Raw genomic sequence first — 17,351 nt, forward strand, 5'->3', positions numbered from 1 at the left:
GGCATCATCCAGGCACCGGCTGAATACTGGCAGAAACTCCGCGCGCTCTGCGACAAGTATGGAGTGCTTTGGGTCGCCGATGAAGTGCAGTGCGGCTACGGCCGTTCCGGCCGCTTCTATGCCTTCGAGCACTATGGCGTCGTGCCGGACGTCACCGCGCTCGCCAAGTCGCTCGGCGCCGGCAAGGCCGCCGTCGGCGCGATGATTGCGCGCCGCGAAGTCTACATGAAGGCCTATGGCACGCCGAAGACCGCGATGATCCACGCGATGGCGACATTTGGCGGCATGGGCGAGGCTTGCGTGACGGCGATCGAAGGCATCAACGTGCTCTACGACGAGCACCTGATCGACCGCGCCGCTGACAGTGGCGACTACCTGCTCGAGCGTCTGCAGGCGCTGAAGGACAAGTACCCGAAGATCATCAAGGACGTGCGCGGCAAGGGCTTGATGGTCGGTCTGGAGTTCCAGGACTTCAGCCAGACGCTGCCGATGGTCCTGCGTCCTGTTGTCTCGATGCTCGACGACAAGCTCAAGGGCTCGCTGTCCGGCTTCATCGGCGCGTTGCTTTTGCGCGACTACGACGTGCTGGTCGCCTTCACCGAATACAATCGCAACGTCATCCGGCTTGAGCCGCCGCTGATCTGCGAGCGCGCCCATGTCGACCAGTTCATCGCTGCCCTGGACGACCTGCTCGGCCGCGGTATCGTGCGGATCGTCAAGGATTTCGTCGGAAGCCAGATCGGCTGAGCAACGATCCTGTCGTCTTGCAAGGGGCAGGGGCGCTTAGTGCCTCTGCCCTTTGATGTTCATGTCGAATTCGACGACATTGGAATAGATCGGCGTGCCGACATCCATGCCGTAGGGTGAGCGGTGGATATTGCCGCGGATGTTGAAGGCAATCGAGCCGCGGTTCCAGTCAAGCAGCGTCACGGAAAACCGCTCCTTTCGCGAGGTGCCGCGTGCCGTCAGCGTTCCCTCGACCGCCGCCGTATCCGGGCCGGTCTGCTTCACATTCGTCGACCGGAAGGTGACGGTGCTGAAGTTCGCGGTGTCGAAGACGGCGCTCGACTTCAGGAAATCCTCGATCCGTTTCTCTCCCGTTTTTACGCTTTCCGGATAGAGCGTGAACTCGACCGTCGAGTGGTCGATATCGTTGCGGTCAATGCGGAAGTTGCCGGAAAATTTGCCGAAGTCGCCGACGATCCCTCCACCGCCTGCTTGTGCCACCGTAAAGTGGATGCGGGACGCGGACGTAATGCCATAGTTGCCGGCGGCATCCGCAAGGTCTGGCGCGGCGCCGACAGCGAGCGATGGGCTGACGGACATGGCCGCCAGCAGGGCGAGTGCAAGTGCTCTGGGTGATGGTTGCAGGCGCGGTGTCATGGTTTCTTCCTTCCAGCGATAACCGGATCGGCGCTCGCCGCTTGGGAGCGTTTATGGCGGCGCGAACCGGCTGGCAGCATGCGGACGAGGACGTCGTCCCGCCGCGCAAAGTGGTGGTAGAGCGCGGCCAATACGTGAAGCGTGACGAAGGCGAAGAGCAGATAGGCGAGCGTCATATGGACGAGCGTCCAGAAATCCTCGGCCGGTGCCGATTTCGCCATCGGCAGATGCGGTATGACGAACCAGTCGAAATAGAAGCTTGGGATGTTGAGCGTCGAGGTTGATGCGACCGCCCAGCCGGCAAGCGGGACAGCGAGCGCAAGCCCCATGAGCACGATATGGGTGACGCTTCCGGCGCGCTGTTCGAGTGCGCTTAGACCTTCTGGCGGCTTCGGACGAAGCTCAACCATGTGCCAGAGCCCGCGGACGGCCGCGAGGCCAAGCGCGGTGAAGCCCAGCGATTTGTGCCACTGGTACAGCGAAAACTGGAGCGCCGGATCGATCGGTAGCCGGCGCATGATGATGCCGAGGGCAAGCAAGGTAAGGATGATCGCCGCAATCGTCCAATGAAGGGCGATGGTGACCCAGCCAAACCCGGCTTTGTCGTTGCGCAACATGATCGTCTCCGTGGTCGCCAGCCCGGTGGCTACAACTCGGTTACGGCGGTGAGACCCATGAGCCCATGCTTTTATTCGCCGATAATACCGTAAAATTGCACTGCGATCTTGTTGATGTCGGCAAGCTGTGGTCCACTTGCGGTGGAAGGGGACACGGAGGGGTTGTTCCCGGGAGCAGTTGGGCTGGCGTACATGACGAAGAAAAAAACGACACCAATGAGTCCGCACGAGCGGGAGGCTTATGAGCAGGCTCGCACGGGTAACCGCCTTGGAACCGAAGGCAAATATGGTGAGGCGAACGATGCCTGGCGTCTGGCATCCGACCCGGCCGATGCCCACCTCGCATTTACGGACATGTATTACTGGATCAAGAGCGGTTACGGCGCGGCACTTTGCGATGCCGGGCAGTATCGGGAGAGCATTGCCGTCTCGCTCATGTCCCGAGAGTGGACGCTGGAGCGGCGCCAGCCGCTTTCGTCGCTGTCGATCGCACGCTCGTATCTCGCGCTTGGCGAAGGCGAGGCGGCCGCCCCTTATCTCCGCGAGGTTCACGGCTTGATCGGCGATGCCATCTTCGAACAATTCGACGAGGATCTGGAGGCCGACGTTCACGCGGCGATCGCCGGCCTGGAAAACGGCGGAACGCGGCCGTCCGCCGGTCGGCCGAAGTGACGTTGGCTTCCTAGGCCAGGGCCAGGACCACTGCAAACCGGAATATGACGGCGTTCGCGATCGCGAACGGTCAGGCGTTTTCTCGCCATGATTTCATTTTAGGTGCCGATTGCCCCTTTAGCGGGTGATTCGAAGTCGACCGTTCTGGTTCCGGCTCTTTTTTACATTTTGATTTTCTTAGGAGTTTCCAATGAGTGAAACCGTATTGCCGTCTGATGCCGAAATTACCCTTCGGCGCATTTCAGCCCTGACCGTCTGCGACGTTTGCGAGCTCAGCGAAACGCTGAGCGACGAGCAACGCGACATGGTGGCGGACAACGGCACCTCGATCGCCGAGGCGCATTTTTCCGAGAACGCCTGGTTCCGCGCGATCTACGCGGAGGAAACGCTTGTCGGCTTCATCATGCTGCATGAAGGATCCGACTGGGACGACGGTATCGATTGCCCGGGGGTCTATCTCTGGCGGTTCATGATTGCCCGCCCGTTCCAGGGCAAGGGGTTTGGCAAGCAGGTGATCGCCCTTGTGGTGCGCGATCTGAAAGCGCGCGGTCTTCACGAACTCTACACGAGTTACGGACAGGGCCCCGGCAGTCCCGAAGGATTCTATCGTGGCCTCGGCTTCGTGCCGACGGGCGAGCACTATGACGACGAGCTTGAGGCCGTGCTGAAATTTTAAGACAGTGCAGACATGGGCGCCGGCTTCATGTCTGCCGACACGATTTTCATGAGTATGACGATGAGTAACGATCTACACGAGGCCAACCGCCTCTCCTGGAATGCTGCGACGGTCGCACACAACAGCCACAAGGGCGATCAGGCGGCCTTCTTTCGCGCCGGCGGCTCGACGCTCTATCCGGAAGAAATCGAGCTGCTCGGCGATATGACCGGGCTGGACCTCCTGCATCTTCAATGCAACTCTGGCCAAGACAGCCTGAGCCTTGCGCGTCTCGGCGCCAGGGTCACCGGCGTCGATATCTCGGACGAAGCGATCGCCTTTGCGACCCGGCTCTCCGAGGAAAGCGGGATTGCTGCCCGCTTCGAGCGCGCCGACCTGTTCCAGTGGTTCGATGGCGCGCGGGCGAGCGGGCGTCGGTTTGACCGGGTCTTTGCGTCCTACGGCACGATCTGCTGGCTGTCGGATCTCGGCATCTGGGCGCGCGGTATAGCCGACGTGCTGAGGCCGGGCGGTCGTTTCGCCTTCATCGAGTTCCATCCCTTCGCGATGGTCTTCGGCCCGAGTTGGCAGCTGCATTATGACTATGCGCCGAGGGAACCGGTCGCAGAGACTGGCGTCGGCGACTATGTCGCGGATTCCGGCGCCGGTCTTGCCGCTGCCGGCTATCAGCAGGGTGTGGTGGGCTTCACCAATCCACATCCTTCCTTCGAGTTCAACTGGGGGATTGCGGATGTGATCCAGGCGCTCATCGATGCCGGTCTCAGGGTCGAGCGCCTGACGGAGTATCCCTATTCCAACGGCTGGGTCGGCTTCGAAGGCATGCGTGATCTCGGTGGCCGACGCATGGCGCCGCCTGCGACCATGCCAAGCCTGCCCTTGATGTATGCGATTGCGGCGTCGAAGCCGGGGTCGGAAGCAGGAGGCAGGGCAGTGGCGAGCGCCGCGCCCATGACCATTCGGCCCTGGCGCCCGGAGGAGGGCGACCGGCTACTCGCAATCTGGCTCGCCGCTTCGCGCATCGGTCATCCGTTTCTCGGAGAAGCCCGCCTTGTCGAGCAACAGCAGGTGGTGCGGGACACCTATCTGCCGATGGCCGACAACTGGGTCGCCGAGATCGACGGCAAGGTCGTGGGCTTCATTGGGCTGATCGAGAGCTTCATCGGCGGGCTGTTCGTCGATCCGGATATCCGCGGTTCGGGCATCGGTCGCGCCCTTGTCGAGGATGCGGCGGCCCGTCTAGGGCAGCTCGAAGTCAGCGTCTATGCGGACAATCAAGCTGCCGTCGACTTCTACCGTCGCCGCGGTTTCGTCGAAACCGCGCGCAAGGAGACCGACGACGAAGGATTGCCGTTTGCGGTGATCGACATGGTGCGCAACGCCTGACAATTGCTCGCGGCGGGGCAGGGCAACTTGTCCCGCTGCCAGGGAATAATCACCGCCAGCGCTTTTAATTGCCGGCCGCATTTGCTAGGCCGCTTCCGGAGAAAAGCATCCGGAGGAAATTGCATGACGCCCGATATCCGCCCGCTCGTCGCCGGCAACTGGAAGATGAACGGAACCCGCGCCTCGCTGGACCAGATCAAGGCGATGGCCGAAGGGGTCAAGGGCGAACTTTCCGCCAAGGTCGAGACGCTGATCTGCCCGCCGGCAACCCTGCTGTACGTGGCGACGGCGCTTTGCGACGACAGCCCGCTGATGATTGGCGCGCAGGATTGCCATCAGAAGCAGTCGGGCGCACACACCGGCGACGTTTCAGCTGAAATGATCGCCGATTGCTTCGGCACTCACGTCATTGTTGGCCATTCCGAGCGTCGTACTGACCACGCTGAAAGCGATGCTCTGGTTCGCGCGAAGACCGAAGCGGCCCATGCCGCCGAGCTCGTGGCCATTGTCTGCATCGGCGAAACGGGCGACGAGCGAAAGGCGGGCAAGACCCTGGACGTTCTGAAGCGCCAGCTCGCCGAGAGCCTGCCGGATGCCGCGACTGCCGAAAATACGGTCATTGCCTACGAACCCGTCTGGGCGATCGGCACGGGCCTGACCCCGACCGTGGCCGACGTCGAGGACGCGCATGCCTTCATGCGCAAGGAGCTCGTTTCGCGCTTTGCCGACGCTGGCGCCAAAATGCGTATCCTCTATGGCGGCTCGGTCAAGCCTTCCAATGCGAAGGAACTGATGGGTGTGGCCAATGTCGATGGCGCGCTGATTGGTGGTGCGAGCTTGAAAGCGGAAGACTTCCTCGCCATCTACCGGGCTTATGAAGAATTGACGGCCTGATTGCCCGGAGCACCGGGCGGGGGCTTGGAATGGCGCACGGCATGGTATAAAGAGGCGCGAAAATTGCGCCCGGCCATGCCGAGTTGGCGCATGGTTTGATTCGTGTGCCCAAAGGGCAGGACTGGAAGCTGATGCAGACCGTACTACTCGTCATCTATCTCATGGTCGTCGTCGCCCTGATCGGCGTCGTTCTCATTCAGCGTTCCGAAGGCGGCGGCCTCGGCATCGGCGGCGGCTCGGGCTTCATGTCCGCGCGTGGCACGGCCAATGCTCTGACTCGCACGACGGCAATCCTTGCCGCGCTGTTCTTCGTCCTCGCAATTGCCATGGGCATTCTGGCGCGCTACCAGCCGCAGGCAACCGATATCCTCGACCGGATCCCGGGCACCAGCTCGAACGGCGGCGGTGTTCTCGATTCGCTCGGCGGCGGCAACACCCAGGCTCCGGCCGGCGGCGCCGCGCAGCAGCAACCCGCAACTGCCCCGGCAGCCGGCAATGGCGCTGCGACAGGCAACGGCGTTCCCTCGGCCGCACCGGCAACATCCGGCGAAGCTCCGGCAGGCGGCGCAACGACTGAGACGCCCGCCAACAACAACTCGGGATCGCAAGTTCCCAGCGGCCAATAAGGTCGCAATTCAGAAGAACCCGCCGGCGGATGTTTCATCCGCCGGTTTTGTTTTGTGTGAAATCTGCCTCCATCCAAAGACGAAAAGTTCTGGAACATGAATTTTTCGGTGGCGGAATCATTTGTGAAAAGGTATCCGGTGACTCCCATGGCGCGATATGTATTCATCACTGGCGGCGTGGTTTCCTCCCTCGGAAAAGGCATCGCTGCAGCGGCTCTCGGAGCACTGCTGCAGGCGCGTGGCTACCGGGTGAGACTGCGCAAGCTCGACCCCTACCTCAACGTTGACCCGGGCACTATGAGCCCGACCCAGCACGGTGAGGTTTTCGTAACCGACGATGGCGCGGAGACAGATCTCGATCTCGGCCACTATGAACGCTTCACGGGGCGTTCGGCGACGAAGACCGACAACATCACCACGGGCCGGATCTACAAGAACATCATCGACAAGGAACGCCGCGGCGACTATCTCGGCGCAACCGTTCAGGTGATCCCGCACGTCACCAACGAAATCAAGAACTTCGTCACCGAAGGCAACGACGACTACGATTTCGTACTCTGCGAAATCGGCGGCACGGTCGGCGATATCGAGGCGATGCCGTTCATGGAGGCGATCCGCCAGCTCGGCAATGACCTGCCGCGCGGCACCGCCGTCTACGTCCACCTGACGCTGATGCCGTATATTCCTGCGGCAGGCGAACTCAAGACCAAGCCGACGCAGCATTCGGTCAAGGAACTGCAGGCGCTCGGCATTCATCCCGATATCCTGCTCGTTCGCGCGGATCGCGAAATTCCGGAAGCCGAACGCCGCAAGCTCTCGCTGTTCTGCAACGTTCGCCAGTCGGCGGTTATCCAGGCGCTCGACGTCGCCTCGATCTATGACGTTCCGATCGCCTACCACAAGGAAGGCCTCGACAACGAGGTGCTAGCAGCCTTCGGCATCGAGCCGGCGCCGAAGCCGCGCATGGAAGCCTGGGAACGCGTTGCCGATCGGATCCGTACGCCAGAAGGCGAAGTCACGATCGCAATCGTCGGCAAGTACACGGGTCTCAAGGATGCCTACAAGTCGCTGATCGAAGCGCTCTACCACGGTGGCATCGCCAACCGGGTGAAGGTCAAGCTTGAGTGGATCGAATCGGAAGTCTTCGAGAAGGAGGACCCGGCACCCTATCTCGAGAAGGTCCATGGCATCCTCGTTCCCGGCGGTTTCGGCGAGCGTGGCTCCGAGGGCAAGATCAACGCGGCGCGCTTTGCCCGCGAGCGCAAGGTGCCTTACTTCGGCATCTGCTTCGGCATGCAGATGGCGGTCGTGGAAGCTGCCCGCAATCTCGCCGGTATCGAGAAGGCGTCGTCCACCGAATTCGGCCCGACCAAGGAGCCGGTTGTCGGCCTCATGACCGAGTGGGTGAAGGGCAACGAACTCGAGAAGCGTTCGGCTTCCGGCAATCTCGGTGGTACCATGCGCCTCGGCGCCTACCGTGCGTCGCTCAAGAGCAACACGAAGATTGCCGAGATCTACGGTTCGACCGATATTTTCGAGCGTCACCGTCACCGCTATGAAGTCAATGTCGACTACAAGGATCGCCTGGAATCCTGCGGCCTCGTCTTCTCCGGCATGTCACCGGACGGCGTGCTGCCGGAAACGGTCGAGTACCCGGATCATCCGTGGTTCATCGGCGTCCAGTACCATCCGGAACTGAAGTCGCGCCCGCTCGACCCGCATCCGCTGTTTGCGAGCTTCATCGAAGCGGCGCTGGAACAATCCCGTCTCGTCTAAGTCGAGATTGCATCAAACAAGAAAGGCCGGTCGCGAGACCGGCCTTTTTCATATGTGCTGGTGCGCGGAGTTCCTGGTGCGACCAGTCAGAGATTGCTCATTGCGGCGCCCGCCAGATGGTGATGAAGCGCAGTACCCATTCGAGCGGGCCGTAAGCGTAGCGCGCCATCCATCAGCGGCTGGTGAAAAGCTGGGCCGTGAAGATTGCAAGCGCAATCAACACCGTTGCCAAGGGCGAGACCTGGCCGATGAGGCCAAGCCCGTACCCATGGAAGATCAGAGCCGCGACCAGTGACTGCATGAGGTAGTTGGAAAGCGCCATACGGCCGGCTGGCGCCAGCAGGGTGCGCAGGCGCTGCCCGGCCGTCGTTCCGAAGAACAGCATCATGCCGCCGACATAGGAGCCGGTCAGGAACGGGCCGGTGATCAGTCCAATCGAAAGACCGATGATGGCGACGGGCGAATCGATCAGCTCGACGCTGGCATAGGCATAGACGATGGCGCCGGGCAGTCCGATCCACAGGCCGGCGCGAAGCAGCCGTTGGAAGAGTGGGCGGTTTTCCTCCGGTCGCGCCAGCGTCTTGCGGCGCCCCGCGATCAGGCCGAGCGCGAACATCGCAAGCGCACACGGCGCCTGCAGCAGGCCAAGGATCACCCAGACTGACGAGAGCTCCGTCAGGTGCTGGCCGATGATAGCTTGCCAGTCGCCTTGAAAGGCAAGTTCTGTCGCCTCGGCCGCAGCAAGGATCGCGGACCGGTCGAGCGGCATCGGCCCCAGCGTAGCGAGCACACCGAGCGCACCCCATGCTACAGCAATGAGAATGATCAGCCATTTCGCCAGGCGGAAGAGGGCGGCATCGCTTCGGTTCCGTAGTGTCAGCAGCACGACGCCGAGCACGGCATAGGTGGTGAGAATGTCGCCATGGAAGAGCAGAACCGCATGGGCAATACCGATCAGCCAAAGGCCGGTCTGCCGACGCAAGAGCCGGGGCACGAAAGCTTCGCCGGATTTTTCCGCCGAGCGCATCTGCAGCGTGAAGCTGTAGCCGAACAGGAACGAGAACAAGAGGTAGAACTTCATCTCGAAGAACAGCGCGATCACCAGATGGACGGCGCGGTCGGCGATGCCGCCGAAGGCCGGATCGGCGAGCTCCAGTCCATAGAACGCGGAGGCGAAGGCCATGCTGTTGACGAGAAGGATTCCGAGCAGTGCAAAGCCGCGCAATGCGTCGACATCGTCGATGCGATCCGGGGTGGTCATTCGAGTTCTCCGTAGCGGCAGGCGCTGGAAGGGTGCGCCATAACCAGTTGAAACAGCGCCGTTTTGTGAAAATGAACGTCTCAATCGCCAGCAGGGACAGGGGAGCCCCGCTCAGCTTGGGCGAGTGTTCTATTTATTAAATCGACTAGTCAATCTAGTAATTGGAGCAATGAGACGTCAAGTCGCGCCCGGGGGTTTAGCGCGCGGGAGCCTTTCAGTTACGGTGGATGGGGACGGTCAGCCTTTGTGGCTGGTATTCTGCCGGAGCCAGGCGATTTGCCGGCGGGCACGCAGAAGTGCGGTCAGTGCAGCGCCGATCGAGATCAAGAGCAACGCGGCCCAGAGGACTTCGCCGTCGCCAAGCCAGAGGCCTTCAAGAGACGAAAGAACCGCAGCCAGCGTCATTGTCGCCATGCGGTGCTGCTTGGCCATCGGGCCGGAGAAATCACTCGGAGCGCCATTGGCTCGGCCAAGTTCGCGCACATAGGCCGTCAGTACGGCGAAAGTAGCTGCAGCGAAACCAAGGGCAGGCACGCCGATCCCGAATCCGGCGCCGACGAAGATGAAGACATCGGCGACACGGTCCGGAAATTCGTTCCAGAAAGGACCATCGGCTTCGCCCTTGCCACCCTCGACGGCGACCATGCCGTCGAAGAGATTGCAGAGCAGGCGCCCCTGGCAGAAGAGGGCTGCGGCGATGAACAGCGCGACTCTTGCCCCATCCTGCGTTTCCCCCGTCAGCCAGAAGGCGAGCCCGGCCAAGGCCGCGGCTAGCATGCTGGCCTGCGAGATCTGGTTGGGCGTGACGCTCATCGAGGCCAGGCGCCGCGCGATCGCCTGCGCCCAGCGGGTGTTGCGGCTTGCGAGTGGCCTGCGGTCACCGGTCCCGGTCATGTTCGCCTCGGCTGATGGAATAGTTGTAGATGGCGGCGTAGGTGGTCGAAACCGTGAGCGGCAGCGCGATCGTTTTCAGGATCTCGGGCGTGCCGCTTGCTGCGTGGATCGCGATGAGGACTGCTGACGAACCAAGGCAGGCGAGGAGTGGCGGCAGGACCAACCGCGTCGCGCCGCTGAACCGACTGTAAAGCACGTCGATCGCCGTCTTGAGATAGAGCGTCAGCAGGGCCGAAAGCGTACCCTGGACGACGCTGGCAACAACCGGCTTCGGCATCGGATGATGGCGATTGGCGAAGAGCGCCCAGCCACCCATGGCAAAAAACGCAAATGCCACATGCACCACGCCGCTTGATGCCAATCCCCTCAGCTTTGAGGTCATGTCAGTGACCACCAGTAACGCGTCAGATGGAAGAAGATCGGCGCCGAAAAGACGACGGAATCCAGCCGGTCGATCAGTCCGCCATGGCCCTCGATCAGGTGACCCCAGTCCTTGACGCCGCGGTCGCGCTTGATCGCCGACATCACGAGCCCGCCAAAGAAGCCCATCAAGGTGATGATGAGCGACATCACAGCCGCTTGCATCGGCGTAAACGGCGTAATCCACCAGAGCGACGCACCGATCAGGGTGGCGCTTGCGACCCCGCCGACAAACCCTTCGACGGTCTTCGAGGGCGAAAGGGTCGGTGCGATCTTGGTGCGTCCGAAGAGCTTGCCCCAGACATATTGCAGCACGTCGCTGGACTGAACGACGATGACCAGGAAGGCGATCAAGAGAACGTTGCGGCCATCATAGCCTGGGATCTGCAACGTCAGCAACGCCGGCACGTGCGAGGCGCAGAAGACGCAGATCATCAGCGCCCATTGCACCTCGGAGATCCGCAGAAGGAAATCACGCGTATCACCGCGCAGAACCGCGACGATCGGCATCAGCAGGAAAGCATAGACCGGCACGAAGATCGAATAGATGCCGTATTGCTCGGCCCACAGCAGAAAGTAGTTGATCGGCAGCACGACGAAGAAAGCGGCAGCGATTGCCCAGTGATCGCCACGTCGCGTATTGATGAGCGTGATGAATTCGCGCAGTGCCGCGAAAGAGCAGAAGGCAAAGAGCAGGAGCACGCCGACCCGACCGGCGACAAAGGCGATAGCGATGAGTACCACCATCGCCCACCACGCCTTGATGCGAGCGTTGAGGTTCTCGATTGCGCCGTTAGATCCGTCCGGCGAAAGCTTCTGCTTGAGCACGTAGCCGATGCTCGACGCGAGCACGAGAATGCCGCCGACACCGAGAAGCAGTTTGAGCATGTCCAGGCTTGCCGTGCTCATGCATTGTCTTCCGTTGAAGAGGGAGCGAGCGAGAGCAGGGCGACCTCGACGCGGGCGATGAATTCGTCCTTGGTCTCCTGCGCCTTGAGGTGCATCGGTTCGCCGAAGGTTACGGTACAGATGAGCGGGATCGGCACGAACTCCCCCTTCGGCATCACGCGGTTGAGATTGTTGATCCAGACGGGGACGAGCGCCACATCCGGCCGCTTGCAGGCAAGGTGATAGAGCCCGCTCTTGAAAGGCAACAGGCGCGCCTCGGTCTGGTTGCGCGTTCCCTCGGGAAAGAGAATCAGCGACGAGCCGTCGTTGAGGACGGCCGTCATTTGCTCGACCGGATCCTGGGTGCGGGCCGTCGCGTCGCGCTCGATCAGGACCGCGTCGAACACGTCACGGCCGATGAAGGCAGAGAGCTTCGATTTCAACCAATATTCTGCCCCGGCCACCGGCCGCGTGCGCTCCCGCAGCCAGGGCGGCAAAACCGCCCAGATCAGGACGAAATCGCCGTGGCTGGAATGATTGGCGAAGTAGATGCTCTGTTTCGGCGGCAGGCCGGTCTCATGCCAGATGGCGCGCGCCGCGGTCATTGCGCGCGCAAACATCATGATGGCGATGGAGGCCAGCTTGGCCATTATCTCGCGGATCATGCGAATTCGTGCTCGGATTGGAAACGGGCCGGTACTCCGACGCACCCTGCGGAGCGTATGGGCCATGTCCGGATGGGTTTCATGCCTTGCAACAATAAGATCAAGTGCTGCCCCTCAGCCTGCGCCTAGCGTAACCCCAGGCTGCATCGACCAACATTACGCGATTGCGTCCGCTTCTCAAGCGGTTGAAATCACAAGCAAGGTGATAACGGACCAGGCGCTCCGGATATTCGCCGTCGTTGTGAAGGGATCGAACGCAAGACGATGCGACGCCTCGCCACAGCCGGTCGCAGAGCCAACGTTGACCAACTGCAACCCTGCCGCTAGCCTGCGCTTACAACATGAGGAGCCTCGTCCGATGCGCCAGTAATGCCCGGTGAAAACCGAATTCGCCTCAACTTCGCTCGCGAAGGGGATGGACGATGGCATTGCTAGACCCGCATTGGCGGTCAGACGCCGAGGCATTCCGTGCCTGCGCCCCCGTTCGTGAGCGGTCACATTTGGACACGTTTCCAGGGACCGAACATGCAAGGTAAATCCAATCTCGATATCATCGATCACAACCGCCAGGCCTGGGACAGGCAAGCGAGTGAACACTGCGAGTGGTCGCGGCCGGTGACGCCGGAGATGATCGCTGCGGCCCGTGCCGGGCAATGGCAGGCGCGGCTGACGCCTGGCGATCTGCCGAAGGGCTGGCTACCCGACATCCGCGGCAAGAAGATCCTGTGCCTGGCCTCGGCGGGCGGCCAGCAGGGGCCAATTCTGGCGGCGGCAGGTGCCGAGGTCACCGTCTTCGACATCTCCGAGGGGCAGCTCACCCAGGACCGGCTTGTGGCCGAACACGAGGGCCTGTCGCTGGCAGCGGTACAGGGGGACATGCGCGACCTCGCGGTCTTTGCGGACGAAGCCTTCGACATTGTCTTTCACCCGATATCGAATCTCTACGTTCCGGATCTCCAGCCGGTTTGGCGGGAATGCAATCGCGTGCTCAAGACCGGTGGACGCCTGCTCGCGAGCTTCTACAACCCGATTGTTTTCGTTGGCGACCGGGACCCGGGCTATGCGGAGAAGGGCCTCATTCGCCCCGTCTATGCGCTGCCCTTTGCGGAAGCCGAACATCTGGCTGCCGATGCGGTGCAAGCCAAGATCGGTCGCGGTGAAGCGCTGGTGTTCGGGCACAGCCTTGCCGCGCAGATCGACGGGCAATTGCAAGCAGGCTTCGTGCTCGCCGGCTTTCACGAAGACTGGCAGCCATCGCCCCGTTTTCTGATAGACAGGTTCGTGCCGACCTTCATCGCCACCTGCGCCATCAAGAGCGATCTCGGCCTCTGACATAGGGGCGCGAACGGTGCGCGTCTTGTGGCGTGCACAGGAGGAACAGAGCAATCGCGGCGTCCGCGATAACCCGCGGTTGCGTTTTCGGGCAGGCTGCATGCCGATCATTGTGACTTGTTACGTCGCGTTACTGTTACGTACTCGCCAAACCGCTGGTTTCATTCTTTTATGTTCGTCAGCGAAACTGGAAAGGGTCAATACGCATGCGCTTCATCGCTTTGTTGGTTATGCCGTTGGCGATCGTGCTGGGGCTTTCGGGCTGTGCCTCCACCACCTCCTCGAGCAATACGACCTACGCGCAGCCCCAAACGTTCGCCCCCGGTCTCGGCGCGGGAAATACGGCCAACTCCACGGCGGCTCCGGGCTACTACTGACGCTCTGGCGGCCCGACACCTGCGGGCAAGCGTAATTCCGCGACGGGCGCGGCCCGGCGCGGAGTGTTCTTGCCTGCGGCCAGTTTTCGGGCTCACACGGCCAATCGGCTCCCTGGCCGCGACTCGGCTTGCAATCGCCGGCCAAAAGTTGCAAACAGCGGCGAACCATCAGGGAAAACGCCATGAGCCTCTCCAAGCGCACCACCCGCCCGCTCGATCACCTCGTGCTGCCGGTGGATACGCTTACGCAGGCGCGGCGCCGTTTTTCCGATCTCGGCTTTACTGTCGCTGAGGATGCGCGCCATCCTTTTGGCACTGAGAATGCCTGCGTCTTCTTTTCCGATGGCACCTATCTCGAACCATTGGCCGTCGCCTCCCGCGAGGAATGCGAAGCCGCCGCCCTCGCGGGCAATGCCTTTGTCGCCCGCGATCAGGCCTTCCGCTTTCGTCAGGGACCAGAAGGTCTTTCGGCCCTGGTTTTCGGCACCGAGGATGCGGCAAGCGATCACATTCGCTTCCGTGCGCACGGCGTCTCGGGCGGCGACATGCTGGAGTTCTCTCGGCCGATGAAACTGCCGGATGGCCGAGAAGGATTGGGTTCCTTCCGCCTTGCATTTGCGGCCGATCTGCGTGCGCCGGATTTCTTCCTCTTCAACTGTCAGCGCGTCCGGGCACTACCCACAGACCGGGCAGCGCTGGAGCGGCATCAAAACGGCGTGACCGGCATCGCCGAAGTGGTTCTGTCGGAAGCCAACCCGACCGATTTTCAGTATCTCCTGCAGGAGGCCGTCGACGAACGCGAAGTCGCTGCGCACTCCTTCGGCATGGATATCTCGGCCACGAACGCCAAGATTTCGGTGCTGAATGCAGCTGGCATGGAAGCTTTCTTCGGTCGCTCGGTGCGCGAAGCCGAACGCGGCCTGCGTGGACGCGCCGTCGTCTTCCGCGTCGCCGATCTCGAGGCGACACGCGCGCTCTTTGCTGACAACGATATCGAATTTGCAGAAATGGGCGGACGCCTCATTGTTCCCGAAATGCCGGGGCAAGGGGTGATCTTCGCTTTTGGAGCTTGATGATGAAAACCAATGCCAGAGTAGTAGTCGGCAACGGCGCCCACCAGGTCGCCTTCGCGCAAACCGATAAGCTGTCGCTGATCGCCGGCCCCTGCCAGATGGAGAGCCGCGAACACGCCTTCATGATGGCGGGTGCGCTTTCCGAACTCTGCAAGAAGCTGGGCCTCGGCCTCGTCTACAAGTCCTCCTTCGACAAGGCGAACCGTACCTCGCTTTCGGGCAAGCGCGGCATCGGCCTCGACAAGGCCATGGAGATCTTTGCCGACCTCAAGAAGGAGTTCGGCTTTCCGGTTCTGACCGACGTCCACACCGAAGAGCAATGCGCTCTGGTCGCTCCGACGATCGACATCCTGCAGATCCCCGCGTTTCTGTCGCGCCAGACCGATCTTTTGGTCGCCGCTGCCAAAACCGGCCGCGCGATCAACGTCAAGAAGGGTCAGTTCCTCGCCCCCTGGGACATGAAGAACGTCCTCGCGAAGTTCACCGAAAGCGGCAATCCGAACGTTATGCTTTGCGAACGCGGCGCTTCCTTCGGCTACAACACGTTGGTCTCCGACATGCGCTCGTTGCCGATCATGGCATCGCTCGGCGCGCCCGTCGTTTTCGATGCGACCCATTCCGTGCAGCAACCGGGCGGGCAGGGTGGCTCCTCGGGCGGCCAGCGTGAATTCGTCGAGACCCTGGCGCGTGCGGCCGTTGCCGTCGGCGTTGCCGGCGTGTTCGTCGAGACACACGAGGACCCGGACAATGCCCCGTCGGACGGTCCGAACATGGTGCATCTCAAGGACATGCCGCGGCTGCTCGAAAAGCTGCTGGCCTTCGACGCGATCGCCAAGGGCTGAGCCCGCGCGACGCTTCGTGAAATTTTCATGAACCGCAATGGCGCGAACGGTTTTGCATATTGCGCGCCATTGTAATTTCGAGGCCTTGGCGTATGACAGGCCCGACCACCCACCGTCCTCAAGCAGGGAAGAGATCATGACTGCAATCATCGACATCATCGGCCGAGAAATTCTGGACAGCCGCGGCAACCCGACCGTCGAGGTCGACGTGTACCTGGAAGACGGAAGCTTCGGCCGTGCGGCGGTCCCGTCGGGCGCCTCGACCGGTGCGCATGAGGCTGTCGAGTTGCGCGATGGTGGTACGCGTTACCTCGGCAAGGGCGTCGAGCGCGCTGTCGAAGCCGTCAACGGCGAGATCTTCGAAGCGATCGGCGGCCTCGATGCCGAGAATCAGATCCAGATCGACAAGACCATGATCGAGCTCGACGGCACGTCGAACAAGTCGCGCCTCGGCGCCAACGCCATCCTTGGCGTGTCGCTTGCCGTCGCCAAGGCTGCGGCTGAGGCTGCCGGCCTGCCGCTCTATCGTTACGTCGGCGGCCCGAACGCCCACGTTCTGCCGGTTCCGATGATGAACATCATCAATGGCGGCGCCCATGCCGACAACCCGATCGACTTCCAGGAGTTCATGATCGTTCCTGTTGGCGCCGACACGATGCGCGATGCGGTCCGCATGGGTTCGGAAGTGTTCCACACGCTGAAGAAGCAGCTTGCGGCCGACGGCCATAACACCAATGTCGGCGATGAAGGCGGCTTCGCACCGGGCCTCGCGTCCGCTCCGGCAGCGCTCGACTTCATCATGAAGTCGATCGAGAAGGCCGGCTACAAGCCGGGCGAAGACATGTTCATCGCGCTCGACTGCGCCGCAACCGAATTCTTCAAGGACGGCAAGTACGTGCTCGAAGGCGAAGGCCGCACGCTCGAGCCGGGCGCCATGGCCGAATACCTGGCCGAACTCGCTGCCAAGTACCCGATCTTCTCGATCGAAGACGGCATGGCGGAAGACGACTGGGATGGCTGGAAGGCCGTGACCGACCTCATCGGCAACAAGTGCCAGCTCGTCGGCGACGACCTGTTCGTCACCAACTCGGCGCGTCTGCGCGACGGCATCAAGATGGGCGTTGCCAATTCGATCCTCGTCAAGGTCAACCAGATCGGTTCGCTCTCCGAGACGCTCGACGCCGTCGAGACTGCGCACAAGGCGCGCTACACCGCCGTCATGTCGCACCGCTCGGGCGAGACCGAAGATGCCACGATCGCCGATCTCGCGGTTGCCACCAACTGCGGCCAGATCAAGACCGGCTCGCTTGCCCGTTCGGACCGGCTCGCAAAGTACAACCAGCTGATCCGTATCGAAGAGCAGCTCGGCCTGCAGGCGAAGTACGCCGGCCGTTCGATCCTGCGCGGCTGATCCCAGGGCGGGATAGGGAAACTGTGTGCGGTTTTCCGCTCGCATCCCGCTCTCACTTGCTAAAGCGCCGTGCGTCTTGTCAGGCGCGCATGGCTCACTGCCGCTGATAAACGAAACCCGCCCACGTTCCCGCGTGGGCGGGTTTCTGTTTTCCTGCCATT

General features: G+C 61.9%; 19 protein-coding genes. 12 read left to right on the top strand and 7 right to left on the bottom strand.

Features of this window, described 5'->3' with window-relative positions; translation table 11 throughout:
- Nucleotides 1-747, top strand: a 747-nt coding sequence (locus I8N66_RS08505) for an aminotransferase class III-fold pyridoxal phosphate-dependent enzyme (RefSeq protein WP_291152144.1), incomplete at its 5' end; no start/stop codon positions are given.
- A 36-nt stretch (nucleotides 748-783) separates the two neighbouring features.
- Here the strand turns inward: I8N66_RS08505 and I8N66_RS08510 are convergent.
- Both I8N66_RS08510 and I8N66_RS08515 read right to left on the bottom strand, forming a co-directional pair.
- Entirely contained in the window at nucleotides 784-1,326 is a 543-nt protein-coding gene (locus I8N66_RS08510) for a YceI family protein (protein WP_223727771.1), read from the bottom strand.
- A 53-nt stretch (nucleotides 1,327-1,379) separates the two neighbouring features.
- Nucleotides 1,380-2,000 (bottom strand): cytochrome b, encoded by a 621-nt coding sequence (locus I8N66_RS08515; RefSeq protein ID WP_291152146.1) that lies wholly within the window; start codon nucleotides 1,998-2,000, stop codon nucleotides 1,380-1,382.
- 192 nt (nucleotides 2,001-2,192) lie between these two features.
- Between I8N66_RS08515 and I8N66_RS08520 the strand changes: the two genes are divergently transcribed.
- The 6 genes from I8N66_RS08520 (at nucleotide 2,193) to I8N66_RS08550 (ending at nucleotide 8,027) form a co-directional block, all read left to right on the top strand.
- Entirely contained in the window at nucleotides 2,193-2,672 is a 480-nt protein-coding gene (locus tag I8N66_RS08520) for a hypothetical protein (RefSeq protein ID WP_291152149.1), read from the top strand.
- Nucleotides 2,673-2,862: 190 nt separating this feature from the next.
- A complete protein-coding gene (locus I8N66_RS08525; RefSeq protein ID WP_291152154.1) occupies nucleotides 2,863-3,348 on the top strand; it encodes a GNAT family N-acetyltransferase in 486 nt (161 codons plus the stop codon).
- Nucleotides 3,349-3,408: 60 nt separating this feature from the next.
- Nucleotides 3,409-4,731: a bifunctional class I SAM-dependent methyltransferase/GNAT family N-acetyltransferase gene (locus I8N66_RS37520; protein WP_365887003.1), complete on the top strand. Its 1,323-nt coding sequence runs from the start codon at nucleotides 3,409-3,411 to the stop codon at nucleotides 4,729-4,731.
- 123 nt (nucleotides 4,732-4,854) lie between these two features.
- Nucleotides 4,855-5,625 carry a triose-phosphate isomerase gene (tpiA, locus tag I8N66_RS08540; protein WP_291152157.1) on the top strand — a complete coding sequence of 257 codons (771 nt, stop codon included), beginning with the start codon at nucleotides 4,855-4,857 and terminating at the stop codon, nucleotides 5,623-5,625.
- A gap of 131 nt (nucleotides 5,626-5,756) precedes the next feature.
- Complete coding sequence (gene secG, locus I8N66_RS08545) at nucleotides 5,757-6,251, top strand: preprotein translocase subunit SecG (RefSeq protein WP_291152160.1); 495 nt, start codon at nucleotides 5,757-5,759, stop codon at nucleotides 6,249-6,251.
- A 138-nt stretch (nucleotides 6,252-6,389) separates the two neighbouring features.
- Nucleotides 6,390-8,027 carry a CTP synthase gene (locus I8N66_RS08550; RefSeq protein ID WP_162768747.1) on the top strand — a complete coding sequence of 546 codons (1,638 nt, stop codon included), beginning with the start codon at nucleotides 6,390-6,392 and terminating at the stop codon, nucleotides 8,025-8,027.
- A 172-nt stretch (nucleotides 8,028-8,199) separates the two neighbouring features.
- Here the strand turns inward: I8N66_RS08550 and I8N66_RS08555 are convergent, their stop codons facing one another.
- From I8N66_RS08555 to I8N66_RS08575, 5 genes are all read right to left on the bottom strand, one after another.
- Nucleotides 8,200-9,288 carry a DUF418 domain-containing protein gene (locus tag I8N66_RS08555; protein ID WP_291152163.1) on the bottom strand — a complete coding sequence of 363 codons (1,089 nt, stop codon included), beginning with the start codon at nucleotides 9,286-9,288 and terminating at the stop codon, nucleotides 8,200-8,202.
- A gap of 237 nt (nucleotides 9,289-9,525) precedes the next feature.
- Entirely contained in the window at nucleotides 9,526-10,182 is a 657-nt protein-coding gene (locus I8N66_RS08560; RefSeq protein ID WP_291152166.1) for a CDP-alcohol phosphatidyltransferase family protein, read from the bottom strand.
- On the bottom strand, nucleotides 10,166-10,564 hold the full coding sequence (locus I8N66_RS08565; protein ID WP_291152169.1) for a hypothetical protein: 399 nt from the start codon (nucleotides 10,562-10,564) through the stop codon (nucleotides 10,166-10,168). Before I8N66_RS08565 ends, I8N66_RS08560 begins: the two co-directional genes overlap by 17 nt.
- On the bottom strand, nucleotides 10,561-11,511 hold the full coding sequence (locus I8N66_RS08570; RefSeq protein ID WP_113537703.1) for a phosphatidate cytidylyltransferase: 951 nt from the start codon (nucleotides 11,509-11,511) through the stop codon (nucleotides 10,561-10,563). The genes I8N66_RS08565 and I8N66_RS08570 overlap by 4 nt, the downstream gene beginning before the upstream one ends.
- Complete coding sequence (locus I8N66_RS08575) at nucleotides 11,508-12,155, bottom strand: lysophospholipid acyltransferase family protein (RefSeq protein WP_291152176.1); 648 nt, start codon at nucleotides 12,153-12,155, stop codon at nucleotides 11,508-11,510. Before I8N66_RS08575 ends, I8N66_RS08570 begins: the two co-directional genes overlap by 4 nt.
- 525 nt (nucleotides 12,156-12,680) lie before the next feature.
- Here I8N66_RS08575 and I8N66_RS08580 point away from each other — a divergent pair.
- From I8N66_RS08580 to eno, 5 genes are all read left to right on the top strand, one after another.
- Complete coding sequence (locus I8N66_RS08580; RefSeq protein ID WP_291152178.1) at nucleotides 12,681-13,487, top strand: class I SAM-dependent methyltransferase; 807 nt, start codon at nucleotides 12,681-12,683, stop codon at nucleotides 13,485-13,487.
- A 206-nt stretch (nucleotides 13,488-13,693) separates the two neighbouring features.
- Entirely contained in the window at nucleotides 13,694-13,864 is a 171-nt protein-coding gene (locus tag I8N66_RS08585; RefSeq protein ID WP_162768742.1) for a hypothetical protein, read from the top strand.
- 182 nt (nucleotides 13,865-14,046) lie between these two features.
- Nucleotides 14,047-14,937, top strand: coding sequence for a VOC family protein (locus I8N66_RS08590; RefSeq protein ID WP_291152182.1), 891 nt, complete (start codon nucleotides 14,047-14,049; stop codon nucleotides 14,935-14,937).
- Entirely contained in the window at nucleotides 14,937-15,779 is an 843-nt protein-coding gene (kdsA, locus tag I8N66_RS08595) for a 3-deoxy-8-phosphooctulonate synthase (protein ID WP_223727092.1), read from the top strand. Before I8N66_RS08590 ends, kdsA begins: the two co-directional genes overlap by 1 nt.
- A gap of 136 nt (nucleotides 15,780-15,915) precedes the next feature.
- The gene (gene eno / locus I8N66_RS08600) at nucleotides 15,916-17,190 is read left to right on the top strand and encodes a phosphopyruvate hydratase (protein ID WP_275023564.1); all 1,275 of its coding nucleotides are present in this window, start codon (nucleotides 15,916-15,918) and stop codon (nucleotides 17,188-17,190) included.
- The last annotated feature ends 161 nt before the right edge of the window (nucleotides 17,191-17,351 follow it).

Source organism: Ensifer sp. SSB1 (assembly GCF_016652895.1).
Taxonomy (GTDB): Bacteria; Pseudomonadota; Alphaproteobacteria; order Rhizobiales; family Rhizobiaceae; genus Ensifer.

Bases quoted from the DNA above. Each gene is read 5' to 3' on its own strand.
- I8N66_RS08510 (WP_223727771.1), bottom strand. From the start codon at position 1,326: ATGTCCGTCAGCCCATCGCTCGCTGTCGGCGCCGCGCCAGACCTTGCG.
- I8N66_RS08515 (WP_291152146.1), bottom strand. From the start codon at position 2,000: ATGTTGCGCAACGACAAAGCCGGGTTTGGCTGGGTCACCATCGCCCTT.
- I8N66_RS08520 (WP_291152149.1), top strand. From the start codon at position 2,193: ATGACGAAGAAAAAAACGACACCAATGAGTCCGCACGAGCGGGAGGCT.
- I8N66_RS08525 (WP_291152154.1), top strand. From the start codon at position 2,863: ATGAGTGAAACCGTATTGCCGTCTGATGCCGAAATTACCCTTCGGCGC.
- I8N66_RS37520 (WP_365887003.1), top strand. From the start codon at position 3,409: ATGAGTAACGATCTACACGAGGCCAACCGCCTCTCCTGGAATGCTGCG.
- tpiA (WP_291152157.1), top strand. From the start codon at position 4,855: ATGACGCCCGATATCCGCCCGCTCGTCGCCGGCAACTGGAAGATGAAC.
- secG (WP_291152160.1), top strand. From the start codon at position 5,757: ATGCAGACCGTACTACTCGTCATCTATCTCATGGTCGTCGTCGCCCTG.
- I8N66_RS08555 (WP_291152163.1), bottom strand. From the start codon at position 9,288: ATGACCACCCCGGATCGCATCGACGATGTCGACGCATTGCGCGGCTTT.
- I8N66_RS08560 (WP_291152166.1), bottom strand. From the start codon at position 10,182: ATGACCGGGACCGGTGACCGCAGGCCACTCGCAAGCCGCAACACCCGC.
- I8N66_RS08565 (WP_291152169.1), bottom strand. From the start codon at position 10,564: ATGACCTCAAAGCTGAGGGGATTGGCATCAAGCGGCGTGGTGCATGTG.
- I8N66_RS08570 (WP_113537703.1), bottom strand. From the start codon at position 11,511: ATGAGCACGGCAAGCCTGGACATGCTCAAACTGCTTCTCGGTGTCGGC.
- I8N66_RS08575 (WP_291152176.1), bottom strand. From the start codon at position 12,155: ATGATCCGCGAGATAATGGCCAAGCTGGCCTCCATCGCCATCATGATG.
- I8N66_RS08580 (WP_291152178.1), top strand. From the start codon at position 12,681: ATGCAAGGTAAATCCAATCTCGATATCATCGATCACAACCGCCAGGCC.
- I8N66_RS08585 (WP_162768742.1), top strand. From the start codon at position 13,694: ATGCGCTTCATCGCTTTGTTGGTTATGCCGTTGGCGATCGTGCTGGGG.
- I8N66_RS08590 (WP_291152182.1), top strand. From the start codon at position 14,047: ATGAGCCTCTCCAAGCGCACCACCCGCCCGCTCGATCACCTCGTGCTG.
- kdsA (WP_223727092.1), top strand. From the start codon at position 14,937: ATGATGAAAACCAATGCCAGAGTAGTAGTCGGCAACGGCGCCCACCAG.
- eno (WP_275023564.1), top strand. From the start codon at position 15,916: ATGACTGCAATCATCGACATCATCGGCCGAGAAATTCTGGACAGCCGC.